The organism is Streptomyces sp. MBT65 (assembly GCF_016612545.1).
Taxonomy (GTDB): domain Bacteria; phylum Actinomycetota; class Actinomycetes; order Streptomycetales; family Streptomycetaceae; genus Streptomyces.
Map to the genome: position 1 here is coordinate 1 of NZ_JAENRY010000017.1, position 20,656 is coordinate 20,656.

Sequence of the window (20,656 nt, forward strand, 5' to 3'; positions counted from 1 at the left end):
ACACGTTACTTACCGCCCTCTCAGTGCCGATGGTTCGGGGGTGGTCGGGCATGCCGGGACACGACTGCTGGCCGATCTTGCCGATGCCACCGGGCTGAGCGCCGCGTACTCGACCGCGTTGCGGTCGCTTCGGCCGCGTGGGACCGGCCATGACCCGGGCAGGATCGCCACCGACCTGGCGGTGATGCTCGCCGACGGCGGCGACGCCATCGCGGACCTGGCCGTGCTGCGGGACCAGGCTGGGGTGTTCGGTCCCGTCGCCTCGACACCGACGGCCTGGCGACTGCTGGCCGACATCGACGAGAGGGCCCTCGCCTCGCTGGCCCCGGCCCGCGCCACGGCCCGGGAAGCCGCCTGGCTGCAGGCCGCCGAGCAGGGCGGAGGCATACCCGAAGTCCGGGCCGCGGGGCGCATGCTGACCGGTCTGGTCCTGGACCTCGACGCCACTCTGGTCACCTGCCACTCAGAGAAACAGCAGGCCGCACCCACCTACAAGGGCGGCTTCGGCTTCCACCCGCTGCTGTGCTTCCTGGCCAACACCGGCGAGGCACTGTCGGGCCGGCTGCGGCCCGGGAACGCCGGCGCCAACACCGCCAGCGACCACATCACCGTGCTCGACCAGGCACTCGCGCAGATCCCCGACGCCCACCGCCACGGCACGGACATCCTTATCCGCACCGACAGCGCCGGATCCGCGAAAGCCTTCCTCACCCACGTCCGCGACCTGCGTAGACGAGGCGTCCGTACCTTCTTCTCGGTCGGATACGCCATCAACGAGCCGGTCCGGTGTGCTGTCCGGGCCATGCCCGACCGCCTCTGGCATCCCGCCCTGAACCAGGACGGGACACTGCGAGCCGGGGCTGAAGTCGCCGAGCTGACCGGCCTGGTCAACCTGGACGGCTATCCAGCAGGCACCCGCATCATCGTGCGCCGCGAACGCCCGCACCCGGGAGCCCAGCTGACCCTGTTCGACCACGAAGAGGGCCTGCGGCACCAAGTGTTCCTCACCGACACCCCATACACCGGCGGCGGCTCCGCCCAGTTCCTGGAGGTCCGCCACCGCGGGCACGCATGCGTCGAAGACCACATCCGGTGCGGCAAGAGCACCGGCTTCGGCCGCTTCCCCTCCCGCGACTTCAACGTCAACGCCGTCTGGCTCGAACTCAGCCTCGCTGCGATCGACCTGCTCGCATGGGCCCGCGTCCTGCTGCTGGACGGCGAACTCGCCACCGCCGAGCCGAAGAAGCTCCGCTACCGGCTGCTGCACGTCGCCGCACGCCTCACCCGCGGCAGCCGACGCCTGCGCTTGCGGATATCAGCGACCTGGCCCTGGAGACACGAACTCACCACAGCCTTCAACCGCCTCGCCGCACTGCCCCGTCCCGCCGGCTGACCGGCACAACCCTGCCTGCCCACAACCCGAAAGACCTTGGAGAACCCGACCACCGCGCCGGGACACCACCATGCCCGAGCCGTGAAAGCACCCTGCCCACACGACAGTTGACGATCAACGACGCCTCATCACCCCAACCGAAACGCCGAGGCTAATAGGGGCAGGAGCGCCGGCCCGCCGGCAACGCTCTTCGTAACGTGGTTGCCGGATGTCGGCGCCGTGCCTTGGCCGGGAAGACAAGTCCCTCCCAGGAGGAGTGAAGTGATCGACATCCGCGACGTGGCCGTCTTCCTCGGCCTCGACGTCGGCAAGGGCGAACACCACGCCACCGGCCTCATGCCGGACGGCAGGAGCGTCGTCGACAAGCCGCTGCCGAACAGCGAGCCGAGGATACGGGCCCTGCTCGACAAGCTCACGGCCAAGTACGGCCGGGTCCTGGTCGTCGTGGACCAGCCCGCCTCGATCGGTGCTCTGCCACTGGCCATCGCCCGCGACGCGGGCTGCGAGGTGGCGTATCTGCCGGGCCTGACGATGCGGCGGATCGCAGACCTCTATCCCGGTGAGGGCAAGACCGACGCCCGCGACGCGGCGATCATCGCGGACGCCGCCCGCACCATGCCCCACACGCTCCGGTCGATCGAGCTGACGGACGAAACCACCGCCGAACTCCACATGATCGTCGGTTTCGACGACGACCTCGCGGGCGAGGTCACCCGGGTCGCGAACCGGCTCCGCGGCCTGCTCACCCAGATCCACCCCCACCTCGAACGGGTCCTGGGGCCACGCATCCAGCACCCGGCCGTGCTCACGCTGCTGGAACAGTTCGGCTCGCCCAAGGCGATCCGCAAGGCCGGACGACGGCGCCTGATCACGCTGCTGCGGCCGAAGGCGCCCAGGATGGCCGAGCGACTGGCCGAGGACATCTTCACCGCACTCGACGAGCAGACCGTCGTCGTCACGGGCACCGACGCGGCCGCAGTGATCGTGCCCAAGCTCGCGAAGAACCTGGCCGGCCTGCTCGACCAGCGCAAGGAACTGGCCTCGGACATCGAGGAGTTGCTCAAGTCGCACCCTCTTTCCGAGCTCCTGACGTCGATGCCGGGGATAGGCGTCAGGACCGGAGCCCGCATCCTCATCGACGTCGGTGACGGCACCGCCTTCCCGACTGCAGGCCACCTCGCCGCCTATGCCGGGCTCGCTCCGGTGACCAGGCGGTCGGGGTCCTCGATCCGCGGCGGGAGCCCGTCCCGCAGAGGCAACAAACACCTGAAACGGGCCTTCTTCCTCGCCGCGTTCGCCTCGCTGTCCGACCCGGCCTCCCGGGCCTACTACGAGCGGAAGAAGGCCGAGGGCAAGCGGCACAAGCAAGCCCTGATGTGTCTCGCACGCCGCCGCGTCGACGTGCTCTTCGCGATGCTCCGCGACGGCACGTTCTTCGAACCTCAAGCCGTCCCCCAAGCCGCCTGAAACACCACCAATCAACCAACCCGCCCCTTGACGAAAGAGATAGGGGCACCCCCCCATTACAGGGCTTCACCACTACTACGAGCCGGGCCGCCGGCCCGCCCCGCATCGGTACTCAGCCCCTAGTACTCCAGCAGGATTTCGCTGTCTGACCTGGTCTTTTCTGCCGGGTGGCGGGAGTGTAGCGGGACTTCGATCGTGCGGGGGCGGTCTCACGGGGACCACCCCTCGAGCGTGCGACAACGCCGCAGGTAGTGACAGCGGCGGGGCAGCCTCCCAGGGTGATCACCGAGTCTGCCGCCGCGCAGTGGGACCTCGAACTGGACAATCTTTTCCTGACCATCGGGCACCGCTTCGGCCGAGTCGAGCTCCGCCGCCGCATGCGGGATTACGTGCGCGGGCTGCTCGCTCCGGTGGCCCGCAAGAACAGCTGGCAGCTGGCCGAACAGGCCGGCCACTCCACCCCTGACGGCCTGCAGCACCTCCTCGCCGGATCGAAGTGGGAGCCCGATGACATCCGCGACGACCTGCAGGAATACGTCGCCGACAAGCTCGGCGAGGCCGACGGTGTCCTGATCATCGACGACACTGGGTTCATCAAAAAGGGCACCACCTCCGCCGGGGTCCAGCGCCAGTACTCCGGGACCGCAGGCCGGACCGAGAACTGCCAGATCGGCGTCTTCGCCGCTTACGCCTCCGCCCGTGGCCGGGCCCTGGTCGACCGCGAGCTCTACCTCCCGAAGTCCTGGACGGAGGACCGGGAACGCTGCCGCACCGCGAGGGTCCCCGACGAGCGGGAGTTCGCCACCAAGGGCGAACTGGCCCGGCATATGGTGCTGCGGGCCCTGGCCTCGCCGCTGCCCATTACCTGGGTCACCGCGGATTCCGCCTACGGGCAGGACAACCGGTTTCGCCGGCTGCTGGAACAGTCGGGTGTCGGCTACGTACTGGCGGTGCCCAAGTCCCAGTTCAGCGTGGGCTGTTCACGGATCGATGGCCTGTTCGCGCAGGCACCCGCCGAGGCGTGGGAGAAGATCTCGTGCGGCGACGGCGCGAAGGGGCCCCGCGTCTATCACTGGGCAGCGGTGCGGCTGCCGGCCGTCGCCGAGTTCGACTATCAGGGCGACGTCCCGCACCGGATGCGGTGGGCACTGGCCCGGCGCAGCATCAGCAAGCCCGACGAGATCGCCTACTACCTCGCCTACGCGCCCCTTCAGGTCACCGTCCAGGAGCTGGTGCGGGTTGCCGGGGCGCGCTGGGCGATCGAGGAGTGCTTCCAGGCCGCGAAGAACGAGTGCGGCCTGGATCAGTACGAGGTCCGCCGCTACGTGGGCTGGTATCGGCACATCACTCTGGCCATGCTCGCGCACGCCTTCCTGGCCGCCACGGCAAACCAGCCCTGGGAAAAGGGGGCCGAACAGGTGGGACAGTCGGGGCCATCGGGCTCACAGTGGCGGAGGTTCGGCGACTCCTGGCAGCTTGTCGTGCCCGGCCCCCGCACCTGAGCGGACACCGCGGACGACACCACGCGCTGAGCTGGTCGAACTGGCGCCGCCGACGCCAAGCAGTCGCCCGCCGCTGTCACTACCTGCGGCGTTGTCGCACGCTCGAGGGGTGGTCCCCGTGAGACCGCCCCCGCACGATCGAAGTCCCGCTACACTCCCGCCACCCGGCAGAAAAGACCAGGTCAGACAGCGAAATCCTGCTGGAGTACTAGGGCGCGTATCGAGTCGTGATCAATCTGCGAGATTCGCCTTCGTGGCGGGGTCTGGACCGGTAGACCTTCTTGCGTGACGCGAGTGCAACTAACGGACGAGGAATGGGAGTTCATCGAGCCGTACCTGCCGATCGGCGAGTACGGCCCGTACCCCGAGCGGCTGCGGCAGCAGTTCGAAGGCGTGATCTGGCGGTTCAAGACCGGCGGACAGTGGCGGGAGATGCCGCAGGAGTTCGGTGCCTGGCCGACCGTCCACAACCGCTTCCGGCAGTGGCGTGACGCCGGTGTCTTCGAGGCCCTGCTGGAGGGCCTGATCGCGGAAGCCGTGAAGCGGGGGGAGATCGATCTGTCCCTGGTCAGCATCGACTCCACCACCGCGCGTGCTCACCACGACGCAGCCGGGATGCACCTGGACCAGGACGTCCTCACCGCGCTGGAGAAGGCTGCCGCAGAGGCGGAGAAGGCCAGGTCAAAAGGGGCAGCCTCGAAGAACAGGACGGACAGGACGCCGAAACAGATCCCGGGCGGGAAGAACGACGACGCATCCGGCGTCGCCGAAAACTCCGGCTGAAGGCCGCCCTCCTGGGACGCTCCAGGGGCGGGCAGACCAGCAAGGTCCATCTCGCCGCCGACCGCAAGTGCCGCCCGCTGGCGTTCGTGCTGACCGCGGGCCAGGCTGCCGACAGCCCGCAATTCATCCCCGTCCTCAAGAAGTTACGGGTCCGCGGCCCCGTCGGCCGCCCTCGCACCCGGCCGGACGCGGTCGCCGCCGACAAGGCCTACTCCTCCCGCGGCAACAGGGCCCACCTGCGCAGACGCGGCATCAAGGCAGTGATCCCGGAGAAGAAGGACCAGGCCGCCAACCGGAAGAAGAACGGCTCCAGGGGCGGCCGGCCCGTCAGCCACGACACCGGCCTTTACAAAGAGAGGAACACCGTCGAGCGCCTGATCAACAAGCTCAAAACCTGGCGAGGCATCGCCACCCGATACGACAAGACCCCGGACAGCTACCTCGCCGGCCTCCACCTACGCGCCTCGATGATCTGGATCAAAGACCTCACCCGGACCACCAAATGATCACGACTCGATACGCGCCCTAGCAGTGTCCACTGCTTGAGGCGCTCCCTCTCGCCGCCGCTGCACGGCGGGCAGTATCGGGGCGCGCCTTCTCCTGTTCCATGCGGAAGCCGCAGACCGGGCTCACGTCGCCTGCATGCCGGACACCACCTGGCCAATAGACGGGCTCCCGCCAGGCTCATCCCGAAGTCCGGAGAACACCCCGGTTTTGATGTCGTCTGTTTTCGTTTCGACACGTCAGCAGCGATTCACTTGCGTTCGTCTTCCCGGTCCCCACCTGACGCCTCTTACGGCGACTTTTCCTCATCGCTCACCACGACAGTCTTCGGCTAACGCAGCATGAGGCGGTTTGAAGCCTCCCCCCGCAGGGCGGCTCCGAAGGGCCATAAAACCTTCATCTTCCGCACAGCACCACTCTTGAAAGCTGTCCTACAACCAGTTCTCTTTCGTGTTCAGGACACAATCTCCGGCGAAATACTTGGCCGCCCTGCGGAGGATGTCCCGCTGGGTGGCGAGCTTGCGCTCACTCGCCTCAAGCTGGGCCACCCGGGCCTCCAACTGCCGCACCCGCTCGTCCGGATCAGCGGACGGCACCGCCTCCCGAGACGGGGCTCCCGGCTTCGCAGCCTCGGCGGTGACGCCACGGCGCTCGCGATCCCGCAGCACCCACTCACGCAGGGGCGCCCGGTTGACGCCCAGGTCAGCGGCGATGCTCTTGTAGATCGCCCCGGGTGTGGACTCGTACAGGGCCACGGCATCGGCCCTGAACTCGTCCGAACACTCCTTCATCACCATCGGCGGTCTTCTCGCTTCCTCCGGATCAAGCAGATCCAGTATCAGCGTGTCCACCACTCAGGGGGAGGCCCCGTCCCGGCACCGGACGAGATCGGCGCGATGAGCTACGCGATGTCCTGGCACCCTCGCCTGGACGACGATGCGGCACAGCGCTGGCTGCGCGAGGCGATCATCTCGACGATGAGTTCCCACCGTACGGGGGACGCCATACCCCGCGAAGGCTGATCTGCTTCAAGAGCCAGGCCGAAGCGCTGACGTACGAGAGCAGAGCAAAGGCTGGTTCGCGCGATGAGGCAGGGATCGTCGTCGGAGGCAGCGCGGACAACCGCCTCGCGTACGTGAACACGCCTGGGGTTTACAACCACCCGTGACCTTCGCTGCTGCAAGGTCGATACCGTCTATAGGGGCGTTCGCGCAGCCCCTCGTCCGACCGATCCCAGACGCCTGACGACCCGTCACCAAAGTCAGCATTGAGTCAGCATGAGTACCGCCAGAGCCCGCTCACAACCGCTAAGAACCGCCAAGATCGACAAGCGGCCAAACCTACTCTGGCTAGCAAAGAAGCAGGTCAGAGACCTATCTGCTAGTGTCCTCAGGAAGAACCGATGAGGATACCAATCGTCTTCACGCAGGCCAGAGCGTTTGGCGGCCGCGTTTGATTCCCCGCGCCGGGTCAGTCGGCGCCCAGCAGCTCGGCGAGGTGTCGGAGTCGCTCGGCGTCGGGGCTGCCTTCGGCGGCGGTGCAGACCATGAGTGCGGGGCCGGGGTTGCCCGGGATCGGGTAGGCGTCCCAGTCCAGGTTCAGTTCGCCGACCCGGGGATGGTTCAGGCGCATCTGGCCACGGGTGGGTTCCGTCACGTCGTGGAGGGCCCACAGCGCCGCGAACTCGTCGCTGCGGACGGCGAGTTCACCCACCAGCTCGACCGCGCGCGGGTGGCCGGGATCGGCGGCGACCTGGGTCCGCAGCATCCCGATCAGCTCCGCGACGGTGGCCGCCCGGTTGGGGCAGGTCCGGTCGGCCTCGGGGTGCAGGAACAGGGCCAGCAGGTTCCGCTGCGACTGCGGCTGCCGGGTGAAGTCGCCCAGCAGGGCGCCGCCGAGCGGGTTCCAGGCCAGCACGTCCAGGAAACGGCCCACGACCAGCGCGGGCGCGGTCATGCCGTGCAGCAGCCGTAGCGTGGTGTCCGGTACCTCCTCCGGTTCGTACGAGCGCGGCGGGCGGCTCGGGGTACGCGCGGCGGCGGCGAGGCCGTGCAGGTGGCGGGTCTCCTCGGCGGAGAAGTTCAGGGCGCGCGCGAGGGCGTCCAGCACCTGCTCGGAGGGACGCACGTCGCGACCCTGCTCCATGCGCTGGTAGTAGTCCGAACTCACCCCCGCCAACAGGGCCAACTCCTCGCGCCGCAGCCCGGCGACGCGCCGCCTCCCGCCGGGGACCAGTCCAACGTCCTCCGGCCGCAGCCGAGTTCGGCGGGTGCGAAGGAACTCCGCGAGTTCACGTCGGGGATCGTCGCTCATGGCGTGGGAGGTGTCGGTCACCGCGCCAGTATGCCGCCCGTGCGGCCCGCGAGGGTGGGTCTGCCGGACCCAGGAAAAGGAGAACGACCGTGATGCCGCGTGCGGGGTCCAACATCGGATCAACCACACAGCGGGCCACGGAAGGACAGCGACATGAAGGCCGTTCAGATCACGAGCTTCGGCACTGCGGACGTGCTGCGGATCAACGACGTGGACCGTCCCGCTCCCGGCGCGGGCGAGGTACTGGTGGCGGTCGAGGCGTCGAGCGTCAACGGGCACGATGTGATCGTCCGGACAGGGCAGTTGAAGATGGTGTCGGGGCGCCGCTTCCCGATCGGAACGGGGCTGGACTTCGCCGGCGTCGTAGCCGCGACCGGCGCCGGTGCCGACGGATACCGGGTCGGGGACCGGGTGTGGGGCATGGTTCACCCTAGGCAGCGGCACGCGGTCGCCGGGGCGGCGGAGTACGTCGTGGTGTCCGCGGACCGTCTCTCTCACGCCCCGGCGGACCTCTCCTCGGTCGAGTCGGCCTCCCTGGTGGTCGCGGGTTCCACGGCGCTGATCGCACTGCGCGACAGCGTGCACCTCGCGGCCGGGGAACGCGTCCTGGTCCGGGGCGCGGCCGGTGGAGTCGGCACCGCCGCCGTGCAGTTGGCGCACGCCATGGGCGGCCACGTGACCGCGCTCGCCCGTGACCGGCATGCCGAGATCCTCACCGACCTCGGCGCCGACGAGGTCCTGGACTACGGCTCCGTCACCTCGGAGCAGATCGGGCCGTTCGACGTCATCGTCGACACCGTCGGCACGGAACTGCACTGCTACCGCAGCCGGTTGGCCAAGGGCGGCCGGATGGTCACCGTCGGGCTGTCCCCGTCCGCCATCGCCGCGATCGCCGCGTCGAGCGTGCACGGCTCCCGCCGCATCCGCACCTTCAGCGCCAACCCCGAGACCCCCGTGCTGCGCGATCTGGCCGGCCATGTCGCCTCGGGCGCGCTGCGCCCGGTCGTCGACAGCGTGTACCCGCTCGCGGACATCGCCGCCGCACACCAGGCCTTCGAGCGCGGCGGCGTCGTAGGCAAGCACGTGGTGACGGTCCCGCGCAGCGCCCTGTGACCAAGTCCGGCCGTCGGAGCGCAACTTGCTGGATTGCCGACCGGTGCACGAGGTGGTGGACCGCTGGAACAGGGTTCAACGGTCGGTGAGCATCCCGGCGTCGTGTGCGAGGACGGCGGCCTGTACGCGGTTGGCGCAGCCGGTGCGGGTGAGGATCCGGCTGATGTGGGCCTTGACCGTACCGGCGCTCAGATAGAGCTGGTCGGCGATCTCCGTGTTGGACAGGCCCGTGGCGAGCAGACGCAGGACATCCCGTTCGGCCGGGGTCAGTTCCTCGGTCCTGCGACGAGCGGCTTCGGTGTCCCGACCGGACTCTACGTGCCGTTCCAGCAGTTGGCGGGTGATCGCGGGGGCCAGGACCGGTTCGCCCTTCGCGGCGAGTCGGACGGCGTGGATCAGCTGGGCGGGACCGGTGTCCTTGAGGAGGAATCCGCTCGCCCCGGCCCGCAGGGCGCGCGTCACGCTCGCTTCCTCGCCGAACGCCGTGAGCATCACGACACAGGTGCGGGGCGAGAGCCGGGCGATGTCCTCGGCCGCCGCGATTCCGTCCCTGGTCGGCATCTGGATGTCGAGGAGGGCGACGTCGATGTCCTGGGTGCGACAGGCCGCGGCGGCTTCCTGACCGTTGCCCGCCTCGGCGACCACCTCGATGTCCTCGGCGTTCTCCAGGATCAGCCGGATTCCCGCACGCATCAGTGCCTCGTCGTCGGCGATCAGGACTCGGATCATCGCCTCATCTTAGGGCTGCCGTTGTCAGCAGAACGACGAGGAAGCCGATCGTCGGCAGGATCACGAGCAGTGCCACGCAGCCGGAACCCAGGACGCGCGGCCAGGTCAGGATCTCGTCCGACAGCGGGGCACGGGCCCCTTCCTCTCCGGTGCCGCCGCAGGGAGGGCGAGCCGCCATGTCCGTAGGAGTGAAGTCCCCTTCGAGCGCGGCGAATTGAGGGGGTTTCCCGTAGTTGGGCAGCCAAGCCGCCATGCGGAAACCGCCGTTCGCCAAGGCGCCCGCTGCGAACGTTCCGCCGAGCAGCGAGATCCGTTCCTGACAGCCGGCCAGTCCGCTGCGGGTTCCTCCCTGCGAGTGGTCCGCAGTGAGCGGTGCGTCGTTGGTGACGGACACCTCGATCCCCTTGGCGGCGCCTTTGACCTCCACCTTGGTGGGCGCGCCGGACGCGTGCTTCAGCACGTTCGTCAGCCCTTCGCGGATCACCCGGTGGATCGCGTGCCGTGTCCGGAGGTCCACCTCGACCGTGTCGGGAACGGACCAGTCCAGCTCGACGGTGCTGCCTGTCTGCCGGGATTCCGTCACCAGCGCGGTGATGTCCGCACGTGTTCCCCGCTCGTCACCGCTGCTGCCGGGGTGTGCAGCAGTGTCCACATGTCGCAGGACGCCGAGGATGTCGCGCAGTTCCCCCATGGCCGTACCGGCGGTCGTGCGCAGCAGTTCGGCCTGTTGGACGAGGGCGGGCGCCTGGCGCGCGGTGGCGAGTTCAAGTGCTCCCGCGTGCACGGAGATCAGGCTCAGCCGATGGCCCAGGAGATCGTGCATCTCCCCCGCGATCCGGGTCCGTTCCTGCGTTCGCGCCGCCGCGGCGGTCAGCGCACGGGTCTGTTCCAGGTAGGCGTTGCGCTCCCGAAGCAGGCTGACCAGGGGCCGCCGCCGCCCCAACAGGGTTCCGGCCAGGGTGGGGAGCAGCACCAGCAGCACGGCGGAGACCGCGTTGCCCGCCAGTTCCACCGGCAGGGCGTCGGAGCGGACCAGCGCGTGGACGGCGGTCAGAACACCGACGGCGGCGCAGGCCACCCCGGCGGCCCGCCACGCACGCCGGGGCGGTGCGATACGACGGGTGGCGGACAGCACGACCAGCGGCACCACCGCGGCCGTCCACACGTTGGCCCCCACGAGCAGCAGAGAAGCGCCCACGACGGCCGCGCTCGGCCGACCGCGCCGAGCGGGGACGATCAACGCCGCCCACACGCCCTCCAGCACCGCCGACACCGGCCGTTCCGGGTGCGCTGTCAGCAAGGGCAGCAGACACCAGGCAGCCGCCAGGGCACAGAGCAGCGCCTCGACGACGACCGTACGGCGCTCGGCGGCACGCACCGCAGCCCAGCTCTCGGCCACCTCGCGGCGCACCCGCCCGGGCACACCGGTCAGCAGGTGTCCCAGCCGTGCGAACGGGCCCAACGACGTTGCGTCCTCGGACACTTGACTCATGATCGCCCCTGCCCCGCCACCGTGGATCTCCCAGGGGGCACGGTAGCCGCGGCAGTGCCGATCGCCGCACGGCGGGCCCCGCTTGTCATGCGCCCAGCCGGAGACGCAGCTCTGTCCGCAACGCGGCCACGTCCACCTGCCCGGCGGTCAGCAGTCGTACGACCGCGCCACCGACCCCGGCGTCCGCATCCGTCGCCGACTCGTCGAGCAGCGCGGTCAGCAGGTGGACCGTACCGACCGTGGGCGAACCGTGCTGGGCCGCGGACAGTTGCGCGACCGCCGTGATCCGGTCGGCGGCGGCGGACAGCCGCACGCGGTCACCGTCGGGGGCAGAGGTGGAGGGGATCGCCGAAGCCGAGGCGACCAGGGACACCTGGCGTACGCCGTGCCGGCGCAGCAGGGCAGAAGCAGTGTTGACGTCCGACAGACTGGCGGGAAGCGAGCGCCCCGCCACGGACAGCGCCCGCTCCAGGGCCAGTGTCCCCAGCAGAAGATCGACCGGTTCCGCCGCCGTACGCCCGCACCGTACGGCCTGTCGTACGGCCTCGACGTTCACCGCGAACAGCACCGGGGAGCCGTTCACGGCAGTCCCGGAGGTCCATGAAGTCAGCGCGCGCGTCAGGCGGTTGCCGCTCCTGCCCAGGGTTCCGGCCCGGCGGAGAAGGGTGACGCCGCGGGATTCCACCCCCTCGGCCTCTGCCGGGGTGCTCGCGTCCAAATCCGCGAGCGCGGTCGCCGCATCGAGCCTCCGCAGCAGCAGAGCTTCGCGTGCCCTGGTGTCCGGCAGGTCCAGCAGGGCACGGGCCACGTGCCGGCAGCGCACCGAGATCGTCCCCTCGGCGCGGGCCGACCTGAGCGCGAACAGCAGGCACGCGCGCAGGGCCCCGCTCATCCCGGGCAGCACCGGGCGGCTCTCCGAAGCCGATCCGCGCGGACGGAGGCCGAACCGCCAGTGTGCCTCACGCCAGGCGGCATCGACCTCCGCCTGATCGGCCTCCGCGTCAACGTCTACCGGGACATTGCGCGCCTCGTCGTCGCTCACCCAACCAAGGCCCGCCCGGCCGGAGATCACCCCGCTGAGCGCACCGGCCGCCCGTATGCCCGTGGCGATGGCCGCACCGGCGTCCGTCCCCCCCATCACGAGCGCGCCCAGCAGGGTGTCCGTCCCCACGACCGGCAGCTCGCTCTTGACCGCACGACGCAGTGTCTCCACGAGCAGGTCCATGACGTCCGGCTCGAACTCCGTGGTCGCTCCGACCAAGTCCGTTGCGCCGACGTTCACTTCTGTCGTCCCTCGCTGGTCCATCGAACATTCCCCTCGATCACGGTGGCTGGTCCGAACGACGCTAGACGCGCCCTCCGCGCCACCGCGTCGGCCGACCGGCCACACTCGCGGTCCGATCGGCGGACCTGAACGTCAGACTGGACCCCGCATGGCCAACTCCGGCCCGCGGTCCGCTCGTTGCCCGACCCCGACACGCCGTCGCCCTCCAGCCGGACAGGGCGTGCGGCTGTTCCTGTACCACCCTCGGCTGCTTGCGCTCACCCGGAGACGGACAGGAGGCGGTCGTCAGGATGACGTGTCGATTCCGAGGGCCTTGTAGACGGCGGTGACGTAGGCGGCGGCTCGTGGGGAGCCCAGGATGTCGGGCCCCATGGAGTTCATGACGTAGCTGATCGTCATGCGCCGGTCGAGGTCCATGACGACCATGGAACCTCCCCAGCCGCCCCAGAACGCGATGCGTCCGTCGGGGATCCAGGGCAGGGTGCGCCGGTGGGGCAGCGCGTATCCGATGCCCCACCTGAGGTGCAGGCCGTTGACGAGATCCGACCCGCGGACCTGCTCGCCGAAGACGATCTTGACGGTGTCGGGTCGTAGGAGTCTGCCGTGGGCGGTGGCGCCTTCGCCGGAGACCGCCCCGCACACTCGCCGCCGGAGCTGCTCGGTGGTCAGCTGCCGACGAGCATCTGCCAGGTCTGCGGCCCCACTTGGCCGTCCACGCCCAGTCCGTGTGCCGACTGGAAGGCCCGGGCAGCGCTGTTGGTGCCGGAGCCGAAACTGCCGTCGACAGTAAGGCCGTAGCCGAACTTGTTCAGTTCCACCTGGGCGGCCCGGACGGCGTCGCCGCTGGAGCCCGTCTGGACCTGGACGATCAGCGCCGACCAGGTCTGCGGGCCTATCTCACCGTCCACCCCCAGCCCGTTCGCGGACTGGAAGCTCTTCGTCGCGGCGAGGGTCGCCGGTCCGAACTGGCCGTCGGCGGTGATCGACGCACCGTGGTAGCGCAGCAGGTACTGCGCGGCCAGCACATTGTTCCCGGTGTCGCCGTCGATGACGTTCGGCCAGGGCGGCGCGACGGTGCCGCCGCCGGAGGCGCCGCTCCCGGTACCCACGAGCATCTGCCAGGTCTGCGGTCCCACCTGACCGTCCACGCCCAGTCCGTGCGCCGACTGGAAAGCCCGGGCGGCGCTGTCCGTGCCGGAGCCGAAACTGCCGTCGACAGCAAGGCCGTAGCCGAACCGGTTGAGCTCCACCTGGGCGGCCCGGACGGCATCGCCGCTGGAACCCGACTGGACCTGGACGATCAGCGCCGACCACGTCTGCGGCCCTATCTGCCCGTCCACACCCAGCCCGTTCGCGGACTGGAAGCTCTTCGTCGCGGCGAGGGTGGCCGCCCCGAACTGGCCGTCGGCGGTGATCGAGGCGCCGTGGTAGCGCAGCAGGTACTGCGCCGCCTGCACGCTGGGGCCCGTCATACCGTCGGTGATGTTCGGCCAGGACGGCAGGATGACGCCGGTTCCGCCGCCGCCCGATCCGCCCCACTGCCCGTAGTCGGCGGCCATCGCCTGGTCGAGGTCCGCGTCGTGCCCGGCCACCGAGATGCCGTTCTGGACCTGCCGCAACTGCGCGCGGCTGTCCCAGTTCCCGCTGGACCACGCGTACGTCTGCCAACCCCAGGATATTTTCCCGCTGTCGAAGAGTTCCTTGATCACGTGGTAGCCGCCGTACGCACCGGTCCGGGACCGGCCGATCACCGAGGCGACGCCGTCGAAGTAGGAGTTGAGCGCGGAATACATCGAGGACTGAAGGTCGAAGTCGACGCTGAAGTAGATCGGCCGCGACGACGGCATCCCGTTGGCCAGCGCTTGCCGCTCCGCCTCGGTGGCATGCCCGGCACCCTGGGCGTAGGGGTCGGAGGGGACGCCGCTCTGCCAGTCCTGCAACCCGTCGGACTCCCAGTTGGAGACGATGCCCAGATCCGCGGCGGTCAGTGCCTGGGCCTCGGACAGGGTGAGGACCTTCGGGTTCGGCAGCCAACTGAGGTAGCGGCACACGAAGCCGTAGCCCGCCCCGGCGACCGAACCGGCGGTGAGCGACGCGTCGGAGTAGTCGATCCCGTAGCCGGTCGCCGCGGACACCGTGGACGACGCGGATGCCGACTGGGCGAATCCGATACCGGCCGCGGTCGCGACCGCGGCGCCGCCGGCGAGTGTCAGCAGCCTGCGTCGAGACAATCGTTGGCTGGGGTCAAACAGGTTCATGACATATTCCAATCCTTGACGTCTGGTTGCAGTGATCAACGCGGGAGCCGCTGAGCGACACGGCGCTCGAGTCCTACCGGCGCCGCCTGTCCAGCGGTGGGGCGGTGCCGGTCGAAAGCAGCGCTGCAGGTGATCTTTGGGCCCCGGTCCGGCCCGCGTCCACAGCGCGTCGGGATGTGATGGGATTGCGGGACGGCACTGCCACTGACCTGCAGGGATCTGCTGCGGCGTGACGGTTGAGCGGGACGGTTTCGGCGCGGCCGCCGAACAGGACGGCTGGGTGGGTGCCGGCTTGCTGACGCGGGGTCATGCTCGGTGTACGACGGTGCTGTTCGGCCTCGACGGGGTGCCCGTCGTCCGGGTCGAGCGGCCGGCGGACGGGACACACCGGGTCCGCTCCCCGGCGGACGGACACGATATGTCGACGGGAAGGGCTGACATGGCTTCCCACCTGCGGTGATTCGGCGCCGTGTCGCGGTGGCCCGGGTCGCCGCAACACAGTCGTGCCGCTTGGAAGCGGGGACGGGTGGGCCGCTAGCATCGAACTGAGGCACCGCACCTGGGGGCGTGCCGGGAGGAAGAACCGGGGGTAGGACATGGGGCGTTGGAAGGCGCTGCCTTCGGGGCTCGACCCCGCAGTCGTGGAATTCGTGGCGCAGTTACGCCGGTTCAAGGACGCGAGTGGGCTGAGCTTACGGCAGCTGGCCGCCCGCACCGGCTACAGCGCCTCGTCGTGGAATCGGTACCTCGGCGGCCGCTTGCTTCCTCCGCGCGAGGCGGTCGAAGCGCTGGCCGCGACGGTGGGGGCGGACCCGACACGGTTGCTGGCACGGCACGAGACGGCGCAGGGGGCCTGGGGTTTCGAACCGGCTGTTGGTGCACCAGGTTCCGCCGAGGAGGGCAGCGGATCCGATGTGGTGGAGCGGGACAGCGCACCGGGCGTGCCGGAGGCCGCGGGCGGTCGGCTTGCCGATGGAGGGTTGTCGGTAGGCGGTTCGGTGGGTGCCGCACCTCTCACGTCACACCTTCGACTGCTTGTCACCGTCGGGGTCTCGGCCGCGGCGGGTGCGGCGATCGCTTTGCTGGCCGTCGAGTTGGGACATCCTCAACTCTCCGGAACGGCCACTCGTCCAGCGGCGGTCGCACGGCCCGTCCCGTACACGTGCGACTACGTCCACAAGGCGGGCGGGTGGTACGCCGGTAACAGCACCACGCGGAAGGATCACCTCGAAGTCGACATGTCGGGACCAGAGGTGGCCGAGCTGCAGTGCCTGCTGCGGCGTGCGGGAATCTCACCGGGCGGTGTCGACGGCAATTTCGGACCGCTCACCGAGTCCGCCGTGATACAGGCCCAGAAGACGTACCGCCTCGGCATCGACGGCCAGGTCGGACCGCGGACCTGGACGGCACTGCGAGGGTGACGGAGATACCACGCGAGTGCGCCCGCCTTGCCGCCGAACTGCGCACGCTCCGCGACCGTCACAGGCTGACCCTGTCCGTGCTCGCCGCCGAGTCGACGTACAGCAAGTCGTCCTGGCAGCGCTATCTCACGGCCCGCACCCTGGCTCCATGGCCGGCAGTCCGCACGCTGTGTCGGCTCGCGAACGAGCCAGAACCACGGCTGCGTGCCCTGTGGGAACTCGCCGAATCCTCCTGGGCCGGGCGGGGTGCGGTCGCGCCGGCCACTTCCCGAGCGCCGGTACCCGCACCCGTGGCAGGGAGTTCCCCACGGGTGAGGACGCATGACGGCAGGGCCATCACTCCACCTGCCGAGGCAACGACCGATACGGAGACACGCGATCCGACCCCACGCCACGGCCGAAAGTGGCGTACCGGAGCAGCGGCGAGCGCGGCCGTGACCTTGCTCGTGGTGCTGATCACCCTCACGGCCAACGGGTGGGGGTCAACCGGCCAGGGTGCCGAAGGCACGGCCCCCTCAACGCGCGGTTTCCGCGTCGGCTGCTCGGGAGTCGCGTGCGACGGGCACGACCCGGGGCAAGAGCTGTGTGGGGTACAGCCACAGACGCTCCTCCACATCCAGACCCCGACCGGGGTGGGCATGGAGATCCGCTACAACCCGCTGTGCCGCGCCGCCTGGGCCAGGGTGTGGAACGCCGCCGCCGGCGACAGGCTCACGCTGGCGACACCCGGCCGTCCCGCCCAGAGCGTCACCGTCGCCGACCTGGGCAAGCGCGACCCGTTCATCTACACCGATCTGATTGCCACGAGTGGCAAGGCAACACGGTTGAAAGCCTGCTTGACGAGCCCCGGGGCGGGAGATCCGGCCCAGTGCTATTCCGTGTCGCCGCCCTGACGTAGGTAGGTGATTGCGTCGGCGCTGGAAGAGTGCGCAAGCGGGTGCGCGAACTCGAGAAGGAGATCCTGCGGAAGGCGGCTCACGGATTCGCCTTCTCCGTACGGACGTTTCCGCTCCTCCTGACCGCTCCCAGCCGGTGCGACGGAGACCGGGCACCGCACAGCCACCGGTCGACGCACCCCGTGACGGCGGCCGCCGCCTGGCCGACGTCCACCTCGCCGTGGTCACGCCGACGACAACGAGGTGGATGTCCGGTGGGCAGAGAAGCCTCTGCGCCCCGTCGGCTACTTCAGATCGAGCGTGTCCCCGGTAGACGCCTTGAGCGAGGTCGTCGTGGTGCCGGCGAAGTACCAGCGCCAGCTGCCCGCCGAGGTGACGGTCACCTTGGTGGTCAGTTGACCGATGTTGCCCGTCGTCACGGTCTTGACCGTGGTGTAGTGGGCGGCGCCCTTCTTCCGGAACTGGAGCTTGACCTGCTGCCCGGGGAACCCGTGGTACTTGCGGTCCTCCCAGTTGGCCCGTGACAGCTTGCCGGTGACGGTCACCTTGGCGTTCCTGGCGACCTTCTCGGGCGCGATCACCGTGGTGAGCTGGGCGGCCCGCTTGACCTTGTACTCGGCGATGTGGTCGGAGATCCAGTAGTCGCCGTCGTTCGCCTTGACGGTGGCGTTGACCTGCCAGACGCCGGCGACCTTGTTGGAGTCGATGTCGTCGCTGTCGGCGATCCAGGCGGGGTCGATCGTCAGCGTGGCCCGGCACACCGAGGTCGTCGCGCTCTTCTTCGTGCAGGACGAGTCGTCGTTCCAGGTCGCGAAGGTGTAGGCGCTCGTCTTGTTGAAGGTGCTGACGTGTGTGAGCCCCTTCGCCCCCGAGTTGTCCTTGACGGTGATGTCGACCGGGTAGCGGATCGTCTTCGCCGTGCCCACGATGACGTTGCCGCCACCGTTGACGACGGTCTTCACCACCCGGACATCGCCCCGCCCCTCCGCGTGCGCCCCGGTCGCCGTCATCAGCACCAGAGCCGCAGCCCCACCGGCCGCGGCCCAGGCCGTTCTGCCTCTCATGTTCCTCCCCTTGTCGTGTGCGTGCCAGGAGAGGTTATGTGATCAGAAACCTCCACTTGGGCACTCACGCACGAGCCCTGCCAAGGGAAGGACCCTCAGGAGATGACCCGCAGCCGGCCGTGCGAGCTGCGACGGAGTTGATCGAGAGCCTCGGCCGTGCCGTCGTCCGCAGGCAGGAGGACGATCAACTGCTCGGCGTCCGTGGAGAGTTCGAGGGTCTCGCGGAGCAGTCGGAGCTCGCACCCGGACGGGTGGCTGAGGCGGAGTACCCCGCGTCGGGGTACCACGTGCCGGTTCAGGCGGCGCGTGAAGTCGGGCCCGGCGGCGCGGGCAAGTTCCGTCGTGAACCACTCGGAGTTGCCCGCGGACGGTGCGAGCCACAGGTCGAAGGCCTGCTCGTCCGCGATGTCCTCCCAGTCCGTGAAGAACGTCCGTGCGCGGGGGTCGGTGAAGACGTAGCGAGTGAGGTTCGGTGTTTCGGCGTCGAGCAGTCCGGTGCCGCGCGTCACCGACTCGTAGCCACCGGTATGGGCGAGGACGTCGCCCAGCCGGTTGGTGACCAGCGCGATGCCCGGTTCGAGCAGGCGGAGCGTCTCCAGGACGGTCGGGCGGACCTCGCGGCCCGGTGGCTCGGGTCGCGTGTGGGCGGAGCACTCGCCGCCGGTGATCTTCGTGAGGTAGCGCAGATGGTCGCGCTCCGACGCGTTGAGGCTCAGTGCGTCGGCGAGCGCGTTCACCACGGCCACCGAGGGATTGCGGTCACGGCCCTGTTCGATGCGCGTCAGGTACTCGACGCTGATGCCGGCCCGCGCGGCGAGATCCGAGCGCCGCAGTCCCGGTGACCGGCGGCGGCCGTGCTCGGGCAGGCCCAGCGTCTGTGGCTGGATGCTGTCTCGCGCGGTCCGGACGAAATCCCCCAACGGCGAACCCATGGCGTGAGTCTACGGCGGTGCCCACTCCCGGCGGAGTGCTCAGCGTGGCCCTGCGGGGGCCAGCCTGAGCGCGGTCTGGCTGGGGGCGCGGTGCCGTCCGATCGTGGTGGGCATGGAGAACAGACCTCAGCTGGTGATCATCGTCGGTAGCGTGCGGGAAGGGCGGTTCGGCCCGGTCGTGGCCTCGTGGGTGGCCCAACAGGCCGATCTGCACGGTGATTTCGATGTGGAAGTCGTCGATCTGGCCGAGATCGACATCCCGTTGGCACTGCCCGCGGCATCCCCGAAACTCGCTCGCGACGACTACCCACGCCCGACCGGGATGGCGGCGCTGACATCGGCCCTGACGAAAGCGGACGCGTTCATCGTCGTCACGCCGGAGTACAACCACAGCTATCCCGCGTCGCTGAAGGCGGCCATCGACTGGCACTTCACCCAGTGGGCGGCCAAGCCGGTCGCCTTCGTCAGCTACGGCGGCGCCGCGGGCGGCCGGCACGCGGTGCTGCATCTGGAGAACGTGCTGACCGAACTGCACGCGGTGACGATCCGGGACGGTCTGACCTTCCCGAACTACTTCACGGCATGGCAGGACGGTCGGCCGCTCGATCCCCGATCCCCCGTGCACGCCCGGACGGTGCTCGACCAGTTGGCCTGGTGGGCGGTCGCGCTGAGGTCGGCGCGCGACGCCGTCCCCTACCCGGGGTGAGCGCGGCACCGGAACGCCGGATCCACGCTCACCCCGGGGAGGGGACGGCAGGTTCGGGGTCACCAGGGGACAACGCCGGCGTCCTCGAAGAACGAACCGGTCGGGCCGCCGTCCGGCAGCGTGGCGAGCCGGATCGCCGTGGCCGCTCCCTGCTGCGGAGTGCGAGGCCCGTGGAAGCCGTTGAAGTCCGTCGCGACCAGGCCCGGGCAGGCGGCGTTGATCAGGATGTCCGTATCGGCGAGCTGCCGGGCGTACTGCACGGTGACGGCGTTGAGGAACGACTTCGACGGCGCGTAGGCCGCCATGACGGGGCCGACCTGGATGTCCGGGTCGGCCTGCCGGGTCAGGGAGGCGACGGAACTGGAGACGTTGACGATGCGTGGCTCCGTCGAGCGCCGCAACAGCGGCAGCATCGCGTTGGTCACCCGGATGACACCGATGACGTTGGTCTCCACGACCGTGCGGACCAGGTCGAGGTCGAGAGCGGTCGGGTCCTGCACCCACCCCGGGCCCACCTCCCCCGAGATACCGGCGTTGTTGACCAGGACGTCCAGGCGCCCGGCCCGCCGTTCGATCAGTTCCGCCGCATCGGTGACGCTGCCGTCACCGGTCACGTCCAGCGGCACCGCGAACGCGTCCACCCCGGCGGCACGCAGCTTCTCGACCGCGGTCTCGCACCGGACCTCGTCGCGGGCTCCCACACCCACGCGATATCCGAGGGCGCCCAGCCCGTTGGCGATCTCATACCCGATTCCCTTGTTCGCGCCGGTCACCAGCGCGATCTTCGTTTCACTCATG

At 69.5% G+C, this 20,656-nt stretch carries 17 protein-coding genes and 1 pseudogene; 8 read left to right on the top strand and 10 right to left on the bottom strand.

Features of this window, described 5'->3' with window-relative positions; genetic code table 11:
• From JHN63_RS06420 to JHN63_RS06435, 4 genes and pseudogenes are all read left to right on the top strand, one after another.
• Nucleotides 1-1,393, top strand: a 1,393-nt coding sequence (locus tag JHN63_RS06420; protein WP_234476215.1) for an IS1380 family transposase, incomplete at its 5' end; no start/stop codon positions are given.
• Nucleotides 1,394-1,654: 261 nt separating this feature from the next.
• A complete protein-coding gene (locus tag JHN63_RS06425) occupies nucleotides 1,655-2,860 on the top strand; it encodes an IS110 family transposase (protein ID WP_200677794.1) in 1,206 nt (401 codons plus the stop codon).
• A 278-nt stretch (nucleotides 2,861-3,138) separates the two neighbouring features.
• A complete protein-coding gene (locus JHN63_RS06430; protein WP_374222899.1) occupies nucleotides 3,139-4,362 on the top strand; it encodes an IS701 family transposase in 1,224 nt (407 codons plus the stop codon).
• A 285-nt stretch (nucleotides 4,363-4,647) separates the two neighbouring features.
• A pseudogene (locus JHN63_RS06435) lies at nucleotides 4,648-5,651 on the top strand (IS5 family transposase).
• Nucleotides 5,652-6,080: 429 nt separating this feature from the next.
• Here JHN63_RS06435 and JHN63_RS06440 read toward each other — a convergent pair.
• A complete protein-coding gene (locus JHN63_RS06440) occupies nucleotides 6,081-6,503 on the bottom strand; it encodes a transposase (RefSeq protein ID WP_200677795.1) in 423 nt (140 codons plus the stop codon).
• A gap of 616 nt (nucleotides 6,504-7,119) precedes the next feature.
• The gene (locus JHN63_RS06445) at nucleotides 7,120-7,962 is read right to left on the bottom strand and encodes a helix-turn-helix transcriptional regulator (RefSeq protein ID WP_200677896.1); all 843 of its coding nucleotides are present in this window, start codon (nucleotides 7,960-7,962) and stop codon (nucleotides 7,120-7,122) included.
• Between the two features lie 153 nt (nucleotides 7,963-8,115).
• Between JHN63_RS06445 and JHN63_RS06450 the strand changes: the two genes are divergently transcribed.
• Entirely contained in the window at nucleotides 8,116-9,075 is a 960-nt protein-coding gene (locus JHN63_RS06450) for an NADP-dependent oxidoreductase (RefSeq protein ID WP_200677797.1), read from the top strand.
• Nucleotides 9,076-9,150: 75 nt separating this feature from the next.
• Here the strand turns inward: JHN63_RS06450 and JHN63_RS06455 are convergent, their stop codons facing one another.
• From JHN63_RS06455 to JHN63_RS06475, 5 genes are all read right to left on the bottom strand, one after another.
• Nucleotides 9,151-9,804, bottom strand: a complete 654-nt coding sequence (locus JHN63_RS06455) for a response regulator transcription factor (protein ID WP_200677799.1) — start codon at nucleotides 9,802-9,804, stop codon at nucleotides 9,151-9,153.
• A gap of 4 nt (nucleotides 9,805-9,808) precedes the next feature.
• Nucleotides 9,809-11,287: a histidine kinase gene (locus JHN63_RS06460; protein WP_307781829.1), complete on the bottom strand. Its 1,479-nt coding sequence runs from the start codon at nucleotides 11,285-11,287 to the stop codon at nucleotides 9,809-9,811.
• Nucleotides 11,288-11,381: 94 nt separating this feature from the next.
• A complete protein-coding gene (locus JHN63_RS06465) occupies nucleotides 11,382-12,578 on the bottom strand; it encodes a Clp protease N-terminal domain-containing protein (RefSeq protein ID WP_307781830.1) in 1,197 nt (398 codons plus the stop codon).
• Nucleotides 12,579-12,866: 288 nt separating this feature from the next.
• On the bottom strand, nucleotides 12,867-13,223 hold the full coding sequence (locus JHN63_RS06470) for a serine hydrolase (protein ID WP_307781831.1): 357 nt from the start codon (nucleotides 13,221-13,223) through the stop codon (nucleotides 12,867-12,869).
• Nucleotides 13,224-13,246: 23 nt separating this feature from the next.
• On the bottom strand, nucleotides 13,247-14,839 hold the full coding sequence (locus JHN63_RS06475) for a peptidoglycan-binding protein (RefSeq protein ID WP_200677805.1): 1,593 nt from the start codon (nucleotides 14,837-14,839) through the stop codon (nucleotides 13,247-13,249).
• Nucleotides 14,840-15,435: 596 nt separating this feature from the next.
• Between JHN63_RS06475 and JHN63_RS06480 the strand changes: the two genes are divergently transcribed.
• Together JHN63_RS06480 and JHN63_RS06485 are read left to right on the top strand one after the other, a co-directional pair.
• Nucleotides 15,436-16,260, top strand: a complete 825-nt coding sequence (locus tag JHN63_RS06480) for a helix-turn-helix domain-containing protein (protein ID WP_200677815.1) — start codon at nucleotides 15,436-15,438, stop codon at nucleotides 16,258-16,260.
• A complete protein-coding gene (locus JHN63_RS06485; RefSeq protein WP_200677816.1) occupies nucleotides 16,257-17,153 on the top strand; it encodes an XRE family transcriptional regulator in 897 nt (298 codons plus the stop codon). Before JHN63_RS06480 ends, JHN63_RS06485 begins: the two co-directional genes overlap by 4 nt.
• Before the next feature lie 287 nt (nucleotides 17,154-17,440).
• On the opposite strand, the gene JHN63_RS06490 is transcribed toward JHN63_RS06485, so the two are convergent.
• Together JHN63_RS06490 and JHN63_RS06495 are read right to left on the bottom strand one after the other, a co-directional pair.
• Complete coding sequence (locus JHN63_RS06490; protein ID WP_200677817.1) at nucleotides 17,441-18,220, bottom strand: hypothetical protein; 780 nt, start codon at nucleotides 18,218-18,220, stop codon at nucleotides 17,441-17,443.
• 95 nt (nucleotides 18,221-18,315) lie between these two features.
• Entirely contained in the window at nucleotides 18,316-19,152 is an 837-nt protein-coding gene (locus tag JHN63_RS06495; protein ID WP_200677818.1) for a helix-turn-helix domain-containing protein, read from the bottom strand.
• Nucleotides 19,153-19,264: 112 nt separating this feature from the next.
• On the opposite strand from JHN63_RS06495, the gene JHN63_RS06500 reads away from it, so the two are divergent.
• Nucleotides 19,265-19,858: an NADPH-dependent FMN reductase gene (locus JHN63_RS06500; protein WP_200677819.1), complete on the top strand. Its 594-nt coding sequence runs from the start codon at nucleotides 19,265-19,267 to the stop codon at nucleotides 19,856-19,858.
• 59 nt (nucleotides 19,859-19,917) lie between these two features.
• Here JHN63_RS06500 and JHN63_RS06505 read toward each other — a convergent pair whose 3' ends face one another.
• Nucleotides 19,918-20,655, bottom strand: coding sequence for an SDR family oxidoreductase (locus JHN63_RS06505; protein ID WP_200677820.1), 738 nt, complete (start codon nucleotides 20,653-20,655; stop codon nucleotides 19,918-19,920).
• Between the last annotated feature and the right edge of the window lies 1 nt (nucleotide 20,656).

Excerpts from the sequence above, each read along its gene's own strand:
- JHN63_RS06445 (WP_200677896.1), bottom strand. The coding sequence starts at position 7,962 with ATGAGCGACGATCCCCGACGTGAACTCGCGGAGTTCCTTCGCACCCGC.
- JHN63_RS06450 (WP_200677797.1), top strand. The coding sequence starts at position 8,116 with ATGAAGGCCGTTCAGATCACGAGCTTCGGCACTGCGGACGTGCTGCGG.
- JHN63_RS06455 (WP_200677799.1), bottom strand. The coding sequence starts at position 9,804 with ATGATCCGAGTCCTGATCGCCGACGACGAGGCACTGATGCGTGCGGGA.
- JHN63_RS06475 (WP_200677805.1), bottom strand. The coding sequence starts at position 14,839 with ATGAACCTGTTTGACCCCAGCCAACGATTGTCTCGACGCAGGCTGCTG.
- JHN63_RS06480 (WP_200677815.1), top strand. The coding sequence starts at position 15,436 with ATGGGGCGTTGGAAGGCGCTGCCTTCGGGGCTCGACCCCGCAGTCGTG.
- JHN63_RS06490 (WP_200677817.1), bottom strand. The coding sequence starts at position 18,220 with ATGAGAGGCAGAACGGCCTGGGCCGCGGCCGGTGGGGCTGCGGCTCTG.
- JHN63_RS06495 (WP_200677818.1), bottom strand. The coding sequence starts at position 19,152 with ATGGGTTCGCCGTTGGGGGATTTCGTCCGGACCGCGCGAGACAGCATC.
- JHN63_RS06500 (WP_200677819.1), top strand. The coding sequence starts at position 19,265 with ATGGAGAACAGACCTCAGCTGGTGATCATCGTCGGTAGCGTGCGGGAA.
- JHN63_RS06505 (WP_200677820.1), bottom strand. The coding sequence starts at position 20,655 with ATGAGTGAAACGAAGATCGCGCTGGTGACCGGCGCGAACAAGGGAATC.